The sequence below is a fragment of the Micromonospora hortensis genome, from assembly GCF_022230935.1.
In the GTDB taxonomy this organism is placed as follows: Bacteria; Actinomycetota; Actinomycetes; order Mycobacteriales; family Micromonosporaceae; genus Micromonospora; species Micromonospora hortensis.
In genome coordinates this window covers 15,881-35,698 of the sequence record NZ_JAKKFE010000045.1, presented here as the reverse complement: position 1 = coordinate 35,698, position 19,818 = coordinate 15,881, and the positions used below count along the sequence as shown (strand labels likewise).

The 19,818-nt window shown below is 70.4% G+C and carries 16 protein-coding genes; 9 read left to right on the top strand and 7 right to left on the bottom strand.

Annotated elements, in window-relative coordinates; translation table 11 throughout:
• Positions 1–200 precede the first annotated feature (200 nt).
• The 7 genes from NIE111_RS26810 to NIE111_RS26780 all read left to right on the top strand — a co-directional run bounded on the left by NIE111_RS26810 (position 201) and on the right by NIE111_RS26780 (position 8,482).
• The gene (locus NIE111_RS26810) at positions 201–377 is read left to right on the top strand and encodes a hypothetical protein (protein ID WP_238687083.1); all 177 of its coding nucleotides are present in this window, start codon (positions 201–203) and stop codon (positions 375–377) included.
• Positions 378–511: 134 nt separating this feature from the next.
• Positions 512–1,543 carry a LacI family DNA-binding transcriptional regulator gene (locus tag NIE111_RS26805; protein WP_238687088.1) on the top strand — a complete coding sequence of 344 codons (1,032 nt, stop codon included), beginning with the start codon at positions 512–514 and terminating at the stop codon, positions 1,541–1,543.
• A gap of 75 nt (positions 1,544–1,618) precedes the next feature.
• A complete protein-coding gene (locus NIE111_RS26800; protein WP_238687082.1) occupies positions 1,619–2,923 on the top strand; it encodes an ABC transporter substrate-binding protein in 1,305 nt (434 codons plus the stop codon).
• 67 nt (positions 2,924–2,990) lie between these two features.
• Positions 2,991–3,959, top strand: coding sequence for a carbohydrate ABC transporter permease (locus NIE111_RS26795; protein WP_112583000.1), 969 nt, complete (start codon positions 2,991–2,993; stop codon positions 3,957–3,959).
• 1 nt (position 3,960) lies between these two features.
• The gene (locus NIE111_RS26790; RefSeq protein ID WP_238687081.1) at positions 3,961–4,848 is read left to right on the top strand and encodes a carbohydrate ABC transporter permease; all 888 of its coding nucleotides are present in this window, start codon (positions 3,961–3,963) and stop codon (positions 4,846–4,848) included.
• Positions 4,845–7,076: an alpha-xylosidase gene (gene yicI / locus NIE111_RS26785; RefSeq protein ID WP_238687080.1), complete on the top strand. Its 2,232-nt coding sequence runs from the start codon at positions 4,845–4,847 to the stop codon at positions 7,074–7,076. The genes NIE111_RS26790 and yicI overlap by 4 nt, the downstream gene beginning before the upstream one ends.
• Entirely contained in the window at positions 7,073–8,482 is a 1,410-nt protein-coding gene (locus tag NIE111_RS26780) for a GH1 family beta-glucosidase (RefSeq protein ID WP_238687079.1), read from the top strand. The genes yicI and NIE111_RS26780 overlap by 4 nt, the downstream gene beginning before the upstream one ends.
• 79 nt (positions 8,483–8,561) lie before the next feature.
• Here NIE111_RS26780 and NIE111_RS26775 read toward each other — a convergent pair whose 3' ends face one another.
• Positions 8,562–9,155, bottom strand: coding sequence for a nucleotidyltransferase family protein (locus tag NIE111_RS26775; RefSeq protein ID WP_238687087.1), 594 nt, complete (start codon positions 9,153–9,155; stop codon positions 8,562–8,564).
• 171 nt (positions 9,156–9,326) lie between these two features.
• The gene (locus NIE111_RS26770) at positions 9,327–11,036 is read right to left on the bottom strand and encodes a bifunctional 3'-5' exonuclease/DNA polymerase (RefSeq protein WP_238687086.1); all 1,710 of its coding nucleotides are present in this window, start codon (positions 11,034–11,036) and stop codon (positions 9,327–9,329) included.
• A gap of 120 nt (positions 11,037–11,156) precedes the next feature.
• On the opposite strand from NIE111_RS26770, the gene NIE111_RS26765 reads away from it, so the two are divergent.
• Complete coding sequence (locus NIE111_RS26765; protein ID WP_238687085.1) at positions 11,157–12,863, top strand: ABC transporter ATP-binding protein; 1,707 nt, start codon at positions 11,157–11,159, stop codon at positions 12,861–12,863.
• A 50-nt stretch (positions 12,864–12,913) separates the two neighbouring features.
• The gene (locus NIE111_RS26760) at positions 12,914–14,605 is read left to right on the top strand and encodes an ABC transporter ATP-binding protein (RefSeq protein WP_238687084.1); all 1,692 of its coding nucleotides are present in this window, start codon (positions 12,914–12,916) and stop codon (positions 14,603–14,605) included.
• A gap of 6 nt (positions 14,606–14,611) precedes the next feature.
• Here the strand turns inward: NIE111_RS26760 and NIE111_RS26755 are convergent, their stop codons facing one another.
• Genes NIE111_RS26755 through NIE111_RS26735 form a run of 5 tightly spaced genes read right to left on the bottom strand, consistent with a single transcriptional unit; the run spans position 14,612 to position 19,630 of the window.
• Positions 14,612–15,541, bottom strand: coding sequence for a carbohydrate ABC transporter permease (locus NIE111_RS26755; RefSeq protein WP_238687078.1), 930 nt, complete (start codon positions 15,539–15,541; stop codon positions 14,612–14,614).
• Complete coding sequence (locus NIE111_RS26750) at positions 15,541–16,449, bottom strand: carbohydrate ABC transporter permease (protein WP_091403976.1); 909 nt, start codon at positions 16,447–16,449, stop codon at positions 15,541–15,543. Before NIE111_RS26750 ends, NIE111_RS26755 begins: the two co-directional genes overlap by 1 nt.
• A gap of 18 nt (positions 16,450–16,467) precedes the next feature.
• Positions 16,468–17,904 (bottom strand): N-acetylglucosamine/diacetylchitobiose ABC transporter substrate-binding protein, encoded by a 1,437-nt coding sequence (gene ngcE / locus NIE111_RS26745; RefSeq protein ID WP_238687077.1) that lies wholly within the window; start codon positions 17,902–17,904, stop codon positions 16,468–16,470.
• A 26-nt stretch (positions 17,905–17,930) separates the two neighbouring features.
• Positions 17,931–18,680, bottom strand: a complete 750-nt coding sequence (locus NIE111_RS26740) for a sugar isomerase domain-containing protein (RefSeq protein WP_091403970.1) — start codon at positions 18,678–18,680, stop codon at positions 17,931–17,933.
• Complete coding sequence (locus tag NIE111_RS26735) at positions 18,677–19,630, bottom strand: MurR/RpiR family transcriptional regulator (RefSeq protein ID WP_238687076.1); 954 nt, start codon at positions 19,628–19,630, stop codon at positions 18,677–18,679. The genes NIE111_RS26740 and NIE111_RS26735 overlap by 4 nt, the downstream gene beginning before the upstream one ends.
• Positions 19,631–19,818 lie beyond the last annotated feature (188 nt).

Here is a 19,818-nt window from a genome sequence, read left to right as displayed (position 1 = left end):
TGCGCCCTGCGCCCTGCGCCCAAGATCGTGCTCGATCCTTGATGTAGTGGCCTCCGCGACGATCCGAGGGAACTACATCCAGGATCGAGCACGATCTTGCCGTCGCACCCCTTGATCGGCGGCCAAGATCCGCGCAACTTCCCGGATGTAGCTGCCTGCGGCGGCTGGGAGGCCGCAACATCCCCGATGTTGCGCGGATCTTGGCCGCGACCATCACCGACCGACCGAACCGGGCGCAGCGCGGCGCGGCGCACCGCGGCGCGGCGCACCGCAGCGCGGCGCACCGCGGCGCACCGCACCGCAGCGCGGCGCACCGCAGCGCACCGCAGCGCACCGCGGCGCGGCGCGGCTGGATGAGCGCCGCACGCGCCCGCTGAATTGTTTTCGACATCGGCTATTGACGTCGCCGTAACAGGTGGCCTAGCGTCCTGTCGAACCGCTTCGTCGAAACGCTTCGACGACGTTCGGGAGCGGTCCCACCCCAGGCCGGAGGAGGTGCGCGGTGGCCACCATGCACGACGTCGCCCGCCTCGCACAGGTCTCGGTCAGCACCGTCTCGTACGTGCTCACCGGCACCCGGCCGATCTCGCAGGCCACCCGCAACAAGGTGCTCGCCGCGATGGCGCAGCTCGACTACCAGCCCAACGCGATGGCCCGTGGGCTGGCCAGTCGTCGCAGCCGGATCCTCGGCCTGCTGATGCCGATGGACGAGCGCGGCCTCGGCGCCACCGAAACCGCCTTCGTCACCGGTGCCGCCGCGGCGGCCAGCGTCGCCGGCTATCACCTGGTGCTCTCGCCGGTCGGCGGGGGCGACCTCGACGACCTGCGTCGGCTGGCCAGTCAGCGGATGCTCGACGGCGTCGTGCTGATGGAGGTCCAGTTGGCCGACAAGCGGGTCACAGTGCTCCAGGAGACGGGGGTGCCGCTGGTGCTGATCGGCCGTACCGGCGACACCAGCACGCTCTCCTACGTCGACATCGACTTCGACCAGACCGTCCGGGAGGCCGTCGCGCATCTGGTCGACCTCGGGCACCGGCGCATCGTCTACGTCAACCACTCGGCCGCCACGCTGGCCAGCGGTTACGGGCCCGCGTTGCGTACCCGGGACGCCTTCACCGCGGCGATGACCGGGCACGGCCTGGAGCCGGTGATGATCGCGGCCGAGGACAGCGCCGCCGGCGGGCGGGCCGCCCTGGCCGCCGCGTTCGCACAGGCCCCGGAGCTGACCGCGGTGCTGGCCATGAACGAGACGGCGATCTTCGGCATCCTCGGCGAGCTGACCGGCCGAGGGTTGTCAGTGCCCGACGACGTCTCCGTCGTCTCGATGGTCACCTCGCCGCAGGTCGCCGAGTTGGCCACCCCGGCGCTGACCGCCATGACGTCGCCCGGTTCGGCGCTCGGCCGGATCGCGATCGAGGCGCTGACGCGCCACCTGGACGGCCCCGCAGACCTTCGTCACCAGCAACTGCTGCCGTGCGCGTTGGAGATCCGGGGGTCGACCGCCGCGCCCCGAAGCCGCCAGCCAATGGGGGCCGATCAGTAAATGGCCCGCCGCCGCGCTGCAACGCGACGACGGGCCCCGTGAAGTACCGGCTAGTACTCAACGAGGAGGATGCTAATGCAGCGATTCCGCCGGCTCGTCGCCGCGATCGCCCTGGCGGCGACTGCGACGACCACCGTGGCCGCCTGCGGCAGTGGTGACAACGGGGACAACAGCGACGCCAAGGTTCTCAAGCTCTGGCACTACGAGAGCGAGAACAGCGCCATGGGCATCGGCTGGGACCGGGCGATCGAGATCTTCAAGTCCGAGCACCCGGGCGTCGAGGTGCGCTTCGAGCGCAAGGCGTTCGAGCAGATCCAGCAGAACGCGGGCATGATCATCAACTCGTCCGAGGGCCCGGACATCATGGAGTACAACAAGGGCAACGCGACCGCCGGGCTGCTCTCCTCCCAGGGCCTGCTGGCCGACCTGAGCAGCGAGGCCGACAAGCGCGGCTGGGCCGGCAAGCTCAGCTCCAGCCTGCAGACCACCGCCCGGTACAGCGACAAGGGCGTGATGGGCTCCGGCAAGTGGTTCGGTGTGCCGAACTACGGCGAGTACGTCACTGTCTACTACAACAAGGACCTGTTCCAGAGCAACGGCGTCAAGGTCCCGACCAGCATGGCCGAGATGACCGCCGCGATGGACACCTTCGTCGGCAAGGGCGTCACCCCGCTGGGCATGGCCGGCGCCGAGTACCCGGCCGGGCAGCTCTTCTACCAGCTCGCCCTCTCCAAGGGCGACCGGCAGTTCGTCGACAACTACCAGCTCTACAAGAACCCTGTCGACTTCAAGGCCGACCCGCTCAAGTACGGCGCGGACACCTTCGCCCAGTGGGTGCAGAAGGGCTACGTCGCGAAGAACTCGGCCAGCCTCAAGGCCGAGGACATGGGCACCGCCTTCATCGGCGGCAAGGTTCCGATGATCGTCTCGGGTAGCTGGTGGTACGGCCGGTTCAAGACCGAGATGAAGGCCAACTGGGACACCTTCCTCTTCCCCGGCAACACCCTGCAGGCCGGCTCCTCCGGCAACCTCTGGGTGGTCCCGGAGAACAGCAAGGCCAAGAGCCTGGCGTACGACTTCATCGACATCACCCTGCGTCCGGAGATCCAGGACCTGATCGGCAACAACGGTGGCGTTCCGGTCGCCGCTGACGCGTCGAAGATCAGCGACCCGAAGGACCGCAAGCTGATCGAGGACTTCAACACGGTCAGCAAGGCCGACGGGCTCGCCTTCTACCCGGACTGGCCGGTCCCCGGCTACTACGACGTGCTGGTCTCCGGCTTCCAGGGCCTGATCAACGGCTCGAAGTCGCCCGACCAGGTTCTCGACACGATCGCCAAGCCGTACGCCGATGGCGTCAAGGAGATCACCGGCAAGTGACACGGCGAGCGGCGGGCGCGACCGGCACCACCGGCGCGCCCGCCCGCCCCGCCGGGAAGGATCTTCCATGGCAGTCTCCGAGACGGTCGCCGCCACACCGCCGGCCGCGACCCCCACCCCGCCCGCGCCCAGCCGCAGACGCCGCGGCCGCAACGCGGCGTACTGGCTCTACCTGCTCCCCGGAGCTGTGCTCTTCCTCCTGGTCATCGGCGCGCCGCTGGTCGGCACCCTCTACCTGTCGCTGACCAAGTGGTCCGGCATCGGCGACCCCCGGTGGGTCGGCCTGGACAACTACCAGCAGTTGCTGCAGGACGACGTGTTCTGGGCGTCGTTCCGCAACACCGTCTGGATGCTCGTCGCGATGGTGGTGGTGCCCACAGTGCTCGGGCTGCTGCTCGCCGCTGTGCTCTTCGACGTCATCGGCCGCCGGTTCAAGCCCCGCACCGCCGCCGCGCTGCGGGCCGCGTTCTACCTCCCGCAGGTGCTGCCCGTGGTGGTCGCCGGCATCGTCTGGGGTTGGATCCTGCGCCCCGACGGCGCGTTCAACAGCCTCCTCGACGCGGTCGGTCTCGGCGCGTTACGCCACGACTGGCTCGGCGACCCGGGCACCGCCCTGCCGGCCGTGATGGCGGTGATGATCTGGGTGCAGATCGGCTACCCGGTGGTCGTCTTCATGGCGGCGTTGCAGCGGGTCGACCCCGAGCTGTACGAGGCAGCCGAGGTCGACGGCGCGAACTGGCTGCACCGGTTCCGGGCGATCACCCTTCCGCAGATCCGGCCGGAGACCTTCGTGGTGGCCCTGACCTGCACGATCGCCGCGTTGAAGGTGTTCGGGCCGATCTTCGCCCTGACCCGGGGTGGCCCGGACAATGCCACGAACGTGCCCTCGTACTTCGCCTACTACACGTTCTTCAAGAAGCTGCAGGTCGGCTACGGCTCCGCGATCTCCATGGTGCTGACACTGATCATCGTGGTGGTGGCCGGGATCTTCATCTGGATGCAGGCCCGCAGCGAGCGCCGGGACCGGGGGTTCTGACATGGCCGTCACGCTCACACCGAGCACCGCGCCGGTGCGGCCGGCCCGGCCCGTACGCGATCGACACCACCGCGGCGTCAGCCGCTGGGTGGTGCTCGCCCTGGTCACCCTCGGCGCGCTCGTCATGCTGGTGCCGTTCGCGTTCATGCTGCTCAACGCGTTCAAGTCGCCCGGCGACTACTCCTCGGGCGGCCCGCTGAGCTGGCCGACGGAGTTCTACACGAAGGGCCTGCGCACGTACTGGACCGAAGTGAACTTCCCGCTGAAGTTCTGGAACTCGGCGATCATCGCCGGCTCGGTGGCAGTGTTCGGCGTCGCCGTGTCACTGCTCAACGCGTACGCGCTGGGTATCGGCCGGGTCCGGGGCCGGCTGTGGATCGTCGGTCTGTTCCTGCTGGCCAACATGCTGCCGCAGGAGGCGCTGATCTACCCGCTGTACTACGCGGCGAAGCAGGTCGGCCTCTACAACACCCAGCTCTCGGTGATCATCATCTTCACCGTGATCCAGAGCGCGTTCGGCACGTACCTGCTCGCCTCGGTGATGGGCACGTTCCCGCGTTCGCTGCTGGAGGCCGCCGCGCTGGACGGCGCCGGCAAGTGGACGGTGCTGTGGCGGGTGGTCTTCCCCAACCTGCGACCCACCCTCGCGGTGCTGCTCATCTTCTTCTTCATCTGGACGTGGAACGAGTTCCTCATCCCGCTGGTCATGCTGATCGACAACCAGACGCAGACCATTCCGGTTGCGCTCGCGTCGTTGCAGGGCGACCGGCTGATGGACGCTCCGACCACAAACGCCGGCGCGCTGATCAGCCTGGTGCCGGCCATCCTCTTCTTCCTCATCTTCCAGCGCACTCTGGCGCGCGGCATCACGGCAGGAGCCGAGAAGTGAAGTTCACCGACGGGTACTGGCAGCTGCGCCCCGGCGTCAGCGTCCTGCGGCCCGGCACCGTGGAGTCGGTCGAGCCGGACGAGCGCGGCTTCACCGTCTTCGCACCGACCGGTCAGATCACCGGCCGCGGCGACACCCTCAACCGCCCCCTGGTCACCGTCCGGTTCTTCTCCCCCGCCCCCGGCGTCATCGGGGTGACCGTCGCCCACCACACCGGAGGGCTGCCCCGCGAGCCGCACTTCGGGCTGAGCACCGACGAGACGCACCCGGTCACCGTCGACGTCACCGGGCTCAGCGCGACCCTGACCACCGGCGAGCTGACCGCGCGGGTCGCGCTCATCGACGGGTGGCGGGTCGACTTCCTGCACGGCGACCGGCTGCTCACCGCGTCCACCGCCCGCAGCATCGGCGTCGTCACCGACGCCGAGGGCCGCCGGCACGTACACGAACGGCTCGCCCTCGGTGTCGGTGAGACGGTGTACGGGTTGGGCGAGCGTTTCGGCCCGTTCGTCAAGAACGGGCAGACAGTCGACATCTGGAACGCCGATGGCGGCACCGCCAGCGAGCAGGCGTACAAGAACGTGCCGTTCTACCTGAGCAGCGCCGGCTACGGGGTCTTCGTGGACCACCCGGAGCACGTGTCGTTCGAGGTCGGCTCCGAGGTCGTCACGCAGACCCAGTTCAGCGTCGAGGGCCAGTCGCTCACCTACTACGTCGTCGACGGGCCCCAACCGAAGGACGTGCTGCGCCGGTACACCGCCCTCACCGGCCGTCCGGCCCGAATTCCCGCCTGGTCGTACGGCCTGTGGTTGTCCACCTCGTTCACCACCTCGTACGACGAGAAGACGGTGACCGAGTTCGTCGACGGGATGGCCGAGCGCGGGCTGCCGCTGTCGGTGTTCCACTTCGACTGTTTCTGGATGCGTCAGTTCCACTGGGTCGACTTCATCTGGGACCCGGCGACCTTCCCCGACCCGGAGGGGATGCTGCGCCGGCTGCGCGAGCGCGACCTGAAGGTGTGCGTCTGGATCAACCCGTACATCGCGCAGCGCTCGTACCTCTTCGAGGAGGGCCGCGAGGCTGGTTACCTGGTGCGCAACCCGGACGGTTCGGTCTGGCAGTGGGACAAGTGGCAGGCCGGCATGGCGCTTGTCGACTTCACCAACCCGGACGCGGTCCGCTGGTTCACCGGCAAGCTCAAGGCCCTGCTGGACATGGGCGTCGACTGCTTCAAGACCGACTTCGGCGAGCGCATCCCTACCGACGTGGTGTGGCACGACGGCTCGGACCCGCAGCGGATGCACAACTACTACTCGTACCTCTACAACAAGGCGGTCTTCGAGCTGCTGGAGACCGAGCGCGGCGAGGGCGAGGCGGTGCTGTTCGCCCGCTCGGCCACTGCCGGCGGGCAGCAGTTCCCGGTGCACTGGGGCGGCGACTGCGAGTCGACGTTCGTCGCGATGGCCGAGTCGCTGCGCGGCGGGTTGTCCCTGGCGGCGTCCGGCTTCGGCTACTGGAGCCACGACATCGGCGGCTTCGAGGGCACTCCCGACCCGGCGGTGTTCAAGCGGTGGGTCGCCTTCGGGCTGCTCTCCTCGCACTCCCGGCTGCACGGGTCCGGCTCGTACCGGGTGCCGTGGGCCTACGACGAGGAGGCGGTGGACGTGCTGCGGCACTTCACCCACCTCAAGCTCGGCCTGATGCCGTACCTGGCGGCCGCCGCCCAGGACGCACACCGCGACGGGACTCCGGTGATGCGGCCGATGTTCCTGGAGTTCCCGGACGACCCGGCGACGGCGCACCTGGACCGGCAGTACATGCTCGGCCCGGACGTGCTGGTCGCCCCGGTGCTCAGCGCCGACGGCGACGTCACGTACTACGTTCCCGCCGGCACCTGGACGCACCTGGTCACCGGCGCGCAGGTCACCGGCCCGGCCTGGTTGACCGAGAAGCACGGCTTCGACAGCCTGCCGGTGCTGGCCCGACCGGGCGCTGTCATCCCGTTCGGCTCGCGCACCGACCGACCGGACTACGAGTGGGCCGACGATGTGCGGCTGCGGGTGTACGCACCGACCGAGGGGCAGCGGACCCGAGTACGGGTACCGTCACCCGGCAACGGGCCGGGCGCCGAGTTCGACGTGCGCTACGAGGGTGGGACGGCCAGCGCCGAGCTGGTAGCCGGCACCTCGACGGGTTACATCTGCGAGATCCAGGGGACGGAACGATGACGCAACACCACTTCCCGGAGAGCTTCGTCTGGGGCTCGGCTACCGCCGCGTACCAGATCGAGGGCGCGGCGACCGAGGACGGGCGCGGGCCGTCCATCTGGGACACCTACAGCCACACACCGGGTCGGACCCTCAACGGTGACACCGGTGACGTGGCCGCCGACCACTACCACCGGTGGGCCGACGACCTCGGGCACATCGCCGACCTGGGGCTCGGCGCGTACCGGTTCTCCATCTCCTGGCCCCGGGTGCAGCCGGGCGGCTCGGGCCGGTTCAACCAGGCCGGCATCGACTTCTACTCGCGGCTGGTGGACGGGCTGCTGGAGCGGGGCGTCCGCCCGGTGGCCACCATGTACCACTGGGACCTGCCGCAGGAGTTGGAGGACGCCGGCGGGTGGGCGGCGCGGGAGACCGCGTTGCGCTTCCAGGAGTACGCGGCGGGCATCGTCGGCGCGCTGGGCGACCGGGTGCACACCTGGACGACGCTCAACGAGCCGTGGTGCTCCGCGTACCTGGGCTACGCCTCCGGCGTGCACGCGCCGGGTCGGACCGAACCGGCGGCGGCGCTGGCCGCGGTGCACCACCTCAACCTCGCGCACGGCCTGGCCGGTCGGGTGGTCCGGGAGCTGGCCCCGTCCGCGGAGCTGTCGGTGACGCTGAACCTGCACGTCATCCGGGGCGCGTCCGACTCGGCCGCCGACCAGGACGCGGTCCGGCGGATCGACGCCCTGGCCAACCGGGCGTTCCTCGGCCCGATGCTGGACGGGGAGTACCCGGCCGACCTGCTGGCCGACACCGCCTCCGTCACCGACTGGTCGTTCGTCCGCGAGGGCGACGAGAAGCTGATCGCGGTGCCGCTGGACGTGCTCGGGGTCAACTACTACTCCAGCACCCTGGTCCGGGCCTGGGACGGGGTGTCGGCCCGCTCGGACGCCGACGGGCACGGCGCGTCGACCTGGACGCCGTGGGTCGCCGCGGCGAACGTCGACTTCCTGCCGCAGCCCGGCCCGTACACGGCGATGGGGTGGAACATCGACCCGCCGGCGCTGACCGAGCTGCTGCTGCGCCTCCAGCGTGAATACCCCCACCAGCCCATGATGATCACCGAGAACGGCGCGGCGTTCGACGATGTGGTGTCGGCCGACGGCCGCATCCACGACGAGCGGCGGATCGACTACCTGCGGCGACACATCGGCGCGATGGCCGACGCCCGCGCGCAGGGCGCGGATGTGCGCGGCTACTTCGTCTGGTCGTTGCTGGACAACTTCGAGTGGGGCTACGGCTACGACCGTCGCTTCGGCATCATCCGGGTCGACTACGACACCCAGGTCCGCACCTGGAAGGACAGCGCCCACTGGTACCAGCGCCTCGCCGCCACCGGTGAGCTGGACCAGGCACAGGACTAACTGAGGAGCGTGATGTCTGTGAGTCATCGTGATGACTCACAGACATCACGCACTTCGGGGAGCCCGGCAGGACGCGTCCTCAGACCCCGACGCGCTGCGGCGGGACGGTGAGCCCGTACATCTCCATCAGCTCCGGAGTGTCGACCCGGCTGCCGTCGGCCACCGAGTCGCAGGCGATGTCGACGATCTGGTCCTTGTGCGCCAACAGGTACGGCCGGGCGCCCACGTCGGCGCTGGCCAGGGTGGCGATGCCGGGCCAGTGCCGGCGGCCGAACAGCATCGGGTAGCCGCGCAACCCGTCGTAGGTGGCGCAGACCAGCACGTCCGGGTACGGCAGCGCGGCCACCCGGCTGACCGCCTCGGCGGTCAGGCCCGGCATGTCGACAGGGACCACCACCACCGCCTCGATCCCCTCGTCGTCCATGGCGGCCAGGCCGGCCCGGATGGACGAGCCGACTCCGGTGCCCCACGCCTTGTTGATCACAACGGTCGCCTTGCCCAGGTCGGCGGTTTCCTGGACCTGCTCGGCGGCAGCGCCCAGGACGACCACGATCTGCTCGCAGCCCGCCTCGGTCATCGTGTCGATCATCTGATTCACCAGGGGCTTGTCACCCTGGTGCAGCAGCGCCTCGGGACCACCGATCCGTCGTCCCCCGCCTGCGGCGATGATCATTCCTGCGATCCGGTTCAGCTGCGCCCCCTCCAGCACGGGACGGACCGTGACCGTTCCGTCCCCTCCTACGGACACTGCAACGAGGACGGCCAGCCGGGGGTGGCGGGGCGAAAAGGAGAAATAGCACAACCGTTACACGACCGGCATCCGCCGCCACGGACACTGCGCAGGTCAGGCCGCGTCGGCGTAGCAGTCGACGATGGACAGGTCCAGTGGGAAGCGGACCGGCGTCGCACCGAAGAGCAACGCGGAGGCGCGCTCGCCCGACCGATTGACAGCCTCGGCGACCGCATCGGCCTGATCGGCGGGCGCGTGCACGACCACCTCGTCGTGCTGGAAGAAGACCAGCTCGGCGTCGGTGCCGGACAGCTCCGTGCGCAGCGTGGCCAGCAACGTGGAGGCCCACTCCGCCGCCGTGGCCTGGATGACGAAGTTGCGGGTGAAGCGCCCCCGGGACCGGGCGGCACGCGCCCGGGGACTGTGCGGGTCACCCGCCCCCTCCGGATCGGAGGGCTCGTCGTCGAGATCACCGAACCCGGCCGAGCCGGGCGGACACGTCCGCCCCAGCCACGACCGCACCAGCCCGCCGTTCTCACCGGTACGCGCCGCCGCCTCCACGTAACCGAACGCCGTCGGGTAGCTGCGCTTGAGCACCGCCAACGCGGGCACCGCGGCCCCGCCGGTCTGCCCGTACATCGCGCCGAGCAACGCCACCTTGGCCTTGGCCCGGTCGCCGCCGAACGAGTCCCGGGCCAGGGCCGCGTAGAGGTCACCGGCACCACCCGCCGCCGCCAACCGCGCGTCGCCGGAGACCGCGGCCAGCACCCGGGGCTCCAACTGGCCGGCATCGGCGACCACCAACCGCCAGCCCGGATCGGCCACCACCGCCCGCCGGATCACCTTGGGGATCTGCAACGCTCCACCACCCCGGGTGGCCCACCGGCCGGAGACGACACCGGCCGGCACGTACTCCGGTTGGAACCGGCCGCCCCGCGCCCACTGATCGAGCCAGGACCAGCCGTGCGCCGTCCAGATCCGGTAGAGCTCCTTGTATTCCAGCACCAGCGGCACCGCCGGATGGTCCACCCCGCGCAGCACCCAGGCCCGGGTGTTGGGCAGCTCCACCCCGACCCGGGCGAACGCCTTCAGCAGCTCCGCCGGGGAGTCGGTGTGCAGGCCGCGTACGCCGAGCGCGTCGGCGATCCGGGCGGCCAGCTCGGCGAGTCGGCGTGGCGGGCCACCGACCGGGGACGCCTCGCCGAGCAGCTCGTGCAGGATCTCGTTGTGCACGTCGGCACGCCAGGGCAGCCCGGCGGCGCCCATCTCCGCCGCGATCAGCGCGCCGGCCGACTCGGCGGCCACCAGCAACCGGAACCGGCCGGGGTGCTCGGTCGCGGCGACGCGGGTGAGCTGGTCGGCGTACACCTGGGTCAGTGCCTCGATGCCCGGGCCCGACGGACCGGGCAGTGTGTCGAAGAGCGCCCCCTGCCCGTGCCCGGGCGGCGCGGCGGCGCGCGGCGGCGGGTCGGGCGGCACCGCCGCGCCGGTCAGCCGGGCCCAGGCGGCGGCCAGCGAGCGGGGCTCACCCCAACGGCCGACGTGCCCGAGCAGCAACGCCTCGGTCAACTCCACGTCGTGACACCGATCGACCCGGACGCCCGCGCGCAGCAGCGTCGGGTAGATCGCCGTGGCGGTCGACCAGACCCAGCGCGGGTGCTCGGCGGCCTCGCGGGAAGCGACCGCGGCGACCAGATCGGTGACGACCTCGGGCCGGCCGGTCGGCCGGCCGGTGGCGTCCAGCGGGCACAGCACTCCCCCACCCCGCTCGTCGGACACCACCGCCACCAGCACGAACGTGATTCTGCCTCTCCCGTCCGACAGAAACGGAGGCGCACCTCACCATGATCGGGCCGGTGGGGTGTCAGGGCCGCTCGGTAGCGTGACCGGGTGCCTCCGCAGATCCCGCATCCCGATCCTGGCACCCCCGACGCCCGCGGTCCGATGCGCTACCTCTGGTGGCTGGTCCGCTGCCAACCCTGGCGGGTGCTGCGCGGCAGCCTGATCGGCACGGCCTGGATGATCGGGCTCTCGGTGCGGCCCTACCTGATCGCCCGCGCCGTCGACGACGGGCTGCGCGCACGCGACACCCAGGCCCTGGCGCTCTGGGTCGCGGCCATCGTCGTCGCCGGCGTGGCCCTGTCCTACCTCGGCATCATGCGGCACCGCACGATGACCTTCCTCCGGGAGGACGCCAAGGCCCGCTCGGCGGAGGTTCTGCTGCGTCACCTGTCCCGCATCGGCGCGGTCCTACCCCGTCGGGTCGGGGCGGGCGAGGTGTCCACCATCGGCGGCTCCGACATCGACTGGACGGCGCAGGTGCTGACGCTGACCGGGCCGGGCGTCGGCGCGGTCATCGCGTACGGGGTGATCGCCGTGGTGCTCTGGTCGATCTCCCCGATGCTCGCGCTCTGCGTGCTGGTGGGGGTGCCTGTCGTCGGTCTGATCGTGGGGCCGCTGCTGCGCCGCCTGGAGCAGGTCGAATCGGTCTACCGGCGGCAACAGGGCGCGCTCACCGCCCGATCCGGTGACATCGTGGCCGGGCTGCGGGTGCTCGCCGGGGTGGGCGGCCGGGACCTGTTCGCCCGGCGGTACGCGGCCCGTTCCCAGGAGCTACGCGCCGAGGGCTACCGGGTCGGCGCCGTCAACAGCTGGATCGACGCGGCGACGGTCGCCATCCCAGGGTTGTTCCTGGCGGCGGTGGTGTGGCTGACCGCCCGGATGGCGGTGACCGGTGACGTCACGATCGGCGAGTTGGTCGCCGTCTACGGCTACGTGGCGACCCTGATCGTGCCGGTCTGGTTTCTGCTGGAGGGCAGTTACCAGCTCATCCGCGGTCGGGTCGCCGCCCGACGGATCACCGATCTGCTCAACGTGACACCGGACGACGTCGGTGGCCCGGGCCGCCGGTGGCCGGGCGCCGTGCCCGAGACACGCCGGCCGGACGACCCGGCCGGGCCGGAAGACCCGGTCGACCTGCACGACCCGGTGACCGGCCTGACAGTGCGCGCCGGCCAGCTGACCGCTGTGGCGGCAGACGACCCGGCGGCGGCCGTGGCGTTGGCCGACCGGCTCGGCCGATACGTCGCCAGCGACGTCACCTGGGGCGGCGTGCCGCTGTGCGAGGTCGCCCTGGACGAGGTCCGCGCGCGGATCCTCGTCGCCGACCACGACTCCTACCTCTTCGCCGGCACGCTGCGCGACATCCTGCGCGCCGGGGCCGACGGCGACGACGAACGCATCGGCGCGGCCCTGCGGACCGCCTCGGCGCAGGACGTCGTCGACGCCCTGCCCGCCGGGCTGGACACCCCGATCGACGCCAGAGCCCGGACGCTCTCCGGCGGTCAGCGCCAACGGCTGCGCCTGGCCCGGGCGCTGAGCAGCGAACCGGAGGTGCTGATCCTCGTCGACCCGACGTCGGCGGTGGACGCGCACACCGAGGCGCGGATCGCCGAGCGGCTGCGGGCAGCGCGGGCCGGGCGGACCACAGTGGTGATCGCCACGTCGCCGCTGCTGCTCGGCCGGGCCGACGTGGTCGCGCTCCTGAGCGCCGGCCGGATCACCGCCACCGGCAGCCACGCCGACCTGCTCGACGACGACCCGGCGTACCGGCACCTGGTTGCCCGCGGCAGCGAGGAGGCGTACCGGTGAGCCGGCTGCCCGTCGCCGACCGGGGCACCGTACGCCGGGCCCTGCGGGACATGATCAGCCGGCATCGACGCGCCGTCGGGGTCGTGCTGGCGCTGCACAGCGCCGCCGCGGTCGCCGGGCTCGCCCCGCCGTGGCTGCTGGGCACCATCGTCGACCGGGTCACGGCGGGCGCGAGCGTGGCCACTGTGGACCGACTGGCACTGGCCATCGCCGGCTGCGTCCTGGTCAGCGCCCTGCTCTCCCGGTACGCCCAGTACGCCGGCCACCGCTTCGGCGAACGGGCCGTCGCCGAGCTGCGCGAGGAGTTCGTCTCCCGGACCCTCGGGTTGCCCGTCTCGGTCGTCGAGCGTGCCGGCTCCGGGGACCTGGCCACCCGCAGCTCGGTCGACGTGTCGACTGTCGGCACCACCGTCCGGGACGTGGTGCCCACCATCGTCATCGCCGGGGTGCAGTTGACGTTGCTGTTCGGCGCCGTCTTCCTGCTGCACCCGCTGCTCGGGCTGGCGGCGCTGGCCGGGCTCCCGTCGATCGTGGCGGTGACCCGCTGGTACCTGCGCCGAGCCAGCTCCGCCTATCTCACCGAGGGCGCGGCGGCGGCCGAGCTGACCGAGACGCTGACCACCACCGCCGAGGGCGCGCGCACCGTGGAGGCGCTGCGGCTGGCCGACGACCGGATCCGGCACGGCACCACCCGCGTCACGCTGGTGTGGCGGGCCCGTCGGGCGACCCTCGCGCTGCGTACCGTGTTCTTCTCGGTCGTCGAGGCCAGCTATCCGCTGCCGGTCGCCATGGTCCTGCTCGTCGGGGGCTACCTGCTCTCCCGCGACATGGTGTCGCTCGGCGCGGTGGTCGCCGCCGCGCTCTACCTGCAACAGGCGATCGACCCGTTGGACCGGCTGTTGCAGTGGACCGAGCAGGCGCAACGCGGCTTCGCGTCGTACGCGCGGCTGCTCGGCGTCGGCATGGTCCCGCCCGAAGCACCCGGCACGACCGCCTCGTCGCGAGGCGAGCGGCTCGTCGTCAGTGGCGCGCGGTTCTCCTACTCCGACGGGCCGGACGTGCTGCACGGCATCGACCTGGAGGTGCAGCCCGGTGAGCGGCTGGCCGTCGTCGGCCCGTCCGGCGCCGGCAAGTCCACCCTGGCTCGGCTGCTGGCCGGGATCGACGCGCCACGCCAGGGCGTCGTCAGCATCGGCGGCTGCCCGGTCACCGACCTCGACCCGGCCGAGCGACGCCGCCGGATCGCCCTGGTCACCCAGGAGCACCACGTCTTCATCGGCTCGGTACGCGACAACCTCTCCTTCGCCGCGCCCGACGCCTCCGACGACCAGATGCGCGCCGCGCTGCTCACAGTGGGCGCCGATTGGTTCGCCGAGTTACCCGACGACCTGGACACCCAGCTCGGTGACGGGGCCCGTCAACTCGGTGCGGCCGAGGCCCAACAGGTCGCGCTGGCCCGGTTGGTGCTCGCCGACCCGCACACGCTGATCCTGGACGAGGCGACCGCCGCGCTCGACCCGTCCACCGCCCGCCGGACCGAACGCGCGCTCGCCGCCGTACTGGTCGGGCGGACCGTCATCGCTATCGCGCACCGGCTCAACACCGCCCACGACGCCGACCGGGTCGCCGTGCTCGCCGACGGTCGGATCACCGAGGTCGGCAGCCACGACGAGCTGGTGGCGGCCGGCGGGGCGTACGCGGCCCTGTGGCGCTCCTGGCACACCCGCGTCGACGAGCGGTGAGACGCCCTACTTCACCGCTCCGGAGGTGAGGCCCGCCTGGATCTGACGCTGGAACACCGCGTACACGAGGATCATCGGGAGGATGGCGATGGTCAGCGCGGCGAACAGCCCGGACCAGTCCGCCTCGTAGCCGGCGTTGACGGAGATGTCCGCGATGCCCTGGGTGAGCACCCATTTGTCCTTGGCGTTGGAGAGCAGCACCAGCGGGAGCTGGTACTGCGCCCACTGGCCGATGATGTTGAAGATCGCGACGCTGATCAGACCCGGCTTCGCCATCGGCATCATCACCTGGAAGAACAGCCGACTGTGCCCGCAGCCGTCGATCATCCCCGCCTCGGCCACCGACGACGGCAGCGTCTTGAAGAACGCGGCCAGGAAGAACACGGTGAACGGCAACGAGTACGCGGTGTAGACCAGCACCACGCCGGTGTGGGTGTCCAGCAGACCGAGGTTCTTCACCACGAAGAAGAGCGGCACCAGCGCCAGGAAGACCGGGAAGGCCAACCCCGAGACGAAGAGGAAGTAGACCGCCCGGTTGCCCCAGAACTTGTAGCGGGCCAGCACGTACGCGGCCATCGAGCCGAGCAGCATGGTGAGGAACGTGCTGCACGACACCACGATCACGCTGTTGAGGAAGTACCGCCCGACGTGCGCCTTGGTCCAGGCCCGCCCGAAGTTCTCCCAGCGCAGCTCGGCTGGCAGCGTCCACGGGCTGCTGAAGATCTCGCTGGTGTTCTTGAACGCGGCGAGGAAGGTCCAGAGGATCGGCACGATCACGATCACCGCCCACACGGCGAGCGCGACGTGCCCCAGGCCGGCGAACAGCTTGACCTCCGAGCGGGGGCCCTTGCTCCCCGACCCGTCGGGGGCGGACGGGTCACCGGTCTTCGGCGGCAGCGCCGCCGGCGTCGGCGGCAGCGTCGACTGCGGATTCATCAGTACTCCACGCTTTCCCGCTTGGTGAGCCGCAGCGTCAGCGCCGCGAACGTGAGGGTGAGGAAGAACAGCGCCACGCCCATCGCCGAGGCGTAGCCGTACTTCGAGTAGACGAACGCGTTGCGGTAGATCTCCATGGCGAGCACCGTGGTGGCGCCGTCCGGGCCGCCACCGTCCACCGAGAGCACCGCCACGATGGCGAACGCGTCGAACGCCGCGATCCCGAGGTACACCCAGGCCACCTGGAGGGTGTCCCACAGCAGCGGCAGGGTGACCCGGAAGAACAGGGTCACCTTCGTCGCCCCGTCCATCTCGGCGGCCTCGTAGATCTCACCGGGGATGGAGGCCATCCCGGCCGAGAAGAGCACCACGTAGAAGCCGACCGCCTGCCAGACCAGCACCGCGATGATCGACCAGAGGGCCAGGTTCGGCTTGACCAGGAAGAGGATCGGCTCGATGCCGAACTTCATCAACACGCCGTTGATCAGGCCGGACTCGTTCGGCCGGTACACCATCTGGAACAACACGGCGATGATGGCCACCGCCAGGACCTGGGGGAAGAAGAACACCACCCGGTAGAACTTCGCCCCCCAGACCCCCTGGCGTTGACCACCGCTGCTCTTGCCGCCCACGTTGAGCAGGAAGGCGAAGAACAGGGCGATGGCAATGGTGATCAGCGGCAGGGCAAGCAGCAGTACGCCGTGGTGCTGGACCGCTTTCCAGAAGGCCCCGTCGTCGAGCAACCTCCGGTAGTTGTCGAAGCCCACCCACTGCGGGGCCGACAGCCCCCGCCAGTTGGTCATCGAGATCTGGAACGCCTGCGCGTACGGCCAGATCACGAATGTCACGTACAGCGCGACCGGGGCGAACAGGAACCCGATCACGAATGGATACTTGCCGTGCCGCATGACCCTAGCTCCGATCGATCAGCGCTTGAACTTGGTGACGGAGCTGTCCTTCTTGATGGCGTCGGCGCGCTTCTGGATCCGCTCCACGAAGGCGTCCGCGTTGATCCGGCCGAACATCAGCTCGTTGGTGGCGGTACGCGCCTCCGTGTCGAGCTCCTTGTACCAACCGTCGAAGTACAGGTTGAACACGTCCTGGCCGGCCGCCTTGAGCGCGGCCTGGGAGCTGGCCACACCGGGCGGGAAGGCGAAGCCCTCTGAGCCGGCGGTGACCACGGTCGGGGCCTTGACCACCTCGGTGAAGCCCTTCGCGCCCGCCGTCGAGAGCATCTGACGCATGTACTCCAGCCCGCCCTTGGGGTTCTTGCTCTTCGCCGAGACAAAGTAGCCCTCACCGGCGGTGGCGCGCAGCGCGGTGGCCGGCAGCTTGTCCGAGGCGGACAGGCTCGGCACCGGCATGAGCTGGTAGTCGAAGCCGGCCGGCGTGTCCTTCTTCTGCTCGCCCTCCAGCCAGTCACCGCTGGGGTACATGGCCACCTTGTACTGGTTCTGCCGCAGCTGCACGTCGGTGTGCTTGAGACCCTCGAAGCTCTTGTCGCTGAACTTCGCGCCGACCTCGGCCCACGCCGCGGCAGCCTGCTTGACGGCGTCCTGCTTCCAGGCGCCGTCCTCCAGGTTGTCGATGTTCTTCAGCACGTCCGTGCCGCCGATCTTGGCGGCGTGGGTGAGGATCACGTTCCACTGGTAGTAGGCGGCGTTCGCCCCGGCGTAGCCGTACGGGGTGATGCCCTTGGCCTTGATGTTCGTGAGCAGGGCGATGAACTCGTCCCAGTTCTTCGCCGGCGCCCAGCCGTTGTCCTTGAACAGCTTGCCCGAGTACCAGATGCCGAAGACGGTGGAGACGTAGTACAGGACGAACGGCTTGCCGTTGAACGAACCGGCCTCGATGGTCCCCGGCACCACCGTGTCGCGGACCTTCTTCGTCGGGTCGTCGACCGACGGCGCGTCCCACAGCTCGGTGAGGTCCTGGAGCTGACCGTCGGCCACGAGCGCGCCGAAGTCCATCAGCTTCTCGCCCGAGTTGTTCACGAACTCCGGCGGGTTACCGGAGGCGAACCGCGGCTGGAGCACAGTGGAGACGGCCTGGGTGGCCTGGTGCTTGACCTCGGCCTTGGGGAACGCCTTCTTGTACAGCGGCTCGTGCACGTCGGTGGCGTACTTCTCGCCGTAGCCACCGTTGAAGATGACCACCTCGATCGCGGCGTCCTCCTTGACGCCCAGCGGGTTCTTCTCGCTCTTGGTGCCGCCGGCGACCTGCTCGTTGTCACCGTCGCTGCCGCTGGTGGCGCAGGCGCCGAGCAGGCCGATGGCCGGAGTGGCGAGCATGCCCACGGCGGCGGCGCGACGCAGCACCGTGCGACGGTCGAGTGCGGCCGGGTGTTCGGGGGTAATCGACATCGTCGTCTCTCCTTGTGGAATTCGGGTCATGCGGTACGCCGGAGACGTCCGGCGTACCGCGACTCGAGGGCGAGGTTGTGCTCGTCCCCGCCGGGGACGTTGGCGGAGAGGTAGATAGGGGGTACCTCCCCGGCCTGGTGGAACCGTCGTACGACCTCCGCGGTCAGCAACTGCGCCAGCAGCGCCGTGGTGACCGAGGAGACCGCACAGACCGCGCCGCCGCCCTCGAGCGGCAGCAGTGCATCGCCGTACGGCGCGCCGTTGTCCAGCACGACGTCGGCGAGGTCGGCGAGCCGGTGCCCGGACGGGTGCCGTGGGGCGACCCGCGCGGTGTGCTCGACCGAGGTGACCGCGATCAACGGGTGACCGCGCTCGGTGACCAGCGCCGCCAGCTCGACCACCGAGCCGTTGATGCCGGATTGGGACGCCACCACGAACACGTCGCGCGGCTGGGGCGCCGCGAGCGCGTAGATCTGGTGGGCGATGGACGGATCACGTTCCAGCTTGGGGTCGGCGAGCACGTCACGCGGGGCGTCACCGTGCATCACCAGGTCCCGTACCGAGAGCCGGTTGGTGGGGACCAACCCGCCGGCCCGGGCGACCAGCTCGGCGGCGAACGCCTCGGAGTGCCCGGCGCCGAACGCCTGGAGCACGCCGCCGTCGCGCAGGCTGTCGGCGATCAGGTCGGCGGCCCGGGTGATCCCGTCGGCCTCCGAGTCGAGCAGCCGGTCGAGCACCGGGCGGACGGCGTCCGCGTACCCCTGGGCGCTGATCATGAGTGGACTCCCTTCGCTGCCTTGTGCCCGTCGACGGCCTGCGCTGTCCGCCGGAAGGCCGCGTGCGCGCGGTCGTGCGTGCGCTGGGCGACGGCGATGTAGAGCAGGTCGAGCACCACCAGTTGGGGGTGCCGGGCGGAGAGCGCGTCCGGCCGGAAGGTGGTCGCCTGGCTGGCCGTGAGCAGCACGATGTCGGCCAGCTCGGCCAACGGGGAGCGGGGGAAGCCGGTGAGCGCGAGAGTGGTGGCGCCCCGGCTGCCCGCCTCGGCGAGCATCTCGATCGTCTCCCGGGTCTGCCCGGTGTGCGAGATGCCGAGCGCCACGTCCCCCGATCGCAGCAACGCGGCGCTGGCCAGCCCCTCGTGCACGTCGTTCCACGCCCACGCCGCCACACCGATGCGGTGCAGGCTGAACTGCATCTCCTCACCGACCAGGGCGCTGCCGCTGGCACCGAAGATGTTCACCCTGCTGGCGCCGGCGATCGCCACCGCGGCCCGCTCAACCTCGGTGAGGTCGAGCAGGGTGGCGGTGTCGTGCATGGCCCGGGTGTCGGCGGCCATGATCTGGTCGAGCACCCGGGCGAGCGGGTCACTCGGTTGGATCTCCCGTCCGATGTCGACGGTCCAACCCGCCGAGCGGGCCCGGCCGGTCTCGGAGGCGATGCCCAGTCGCAGGTCGGCGTACCCCTCGAAGCCCATCGCCCGGCAGAAGCGGGTGATGGTCGCGGGTGACGTGCCACTGCGCTCGGCAAGCTCGACGATGGTCGAGCGGGCGGCGGCCTCCGGGTCGCTGAGCACGTGCTCGGCGACCCGGCGCAGGGCGCCGGTCAGCTCGCCGAGCCCGTTGCGAACCCGGGCCAACACCCCGTCGGAGGCCGAGCTCCGTCGCTCGATCACGTCGGCGTCGACCACCGCGGTCCCCGCGGCGGTGTCCACCTCGTGATCAACCATGAGACGCCTCAGCTTTCCGAAAAGACTGTTAACTGTTAGTGGTAAAAGTTCTTACTGAACGACCCTCTGTGTCAAGACTGTGGGCGAAGTTTTCAAACTGTTACCTGGCGCACTGCCCTCAACGGCCCCCACAACTTGCCCCGCACGACCCCGCCGACCAGCATGAACAAGCCAGATCGCCGCTTCGC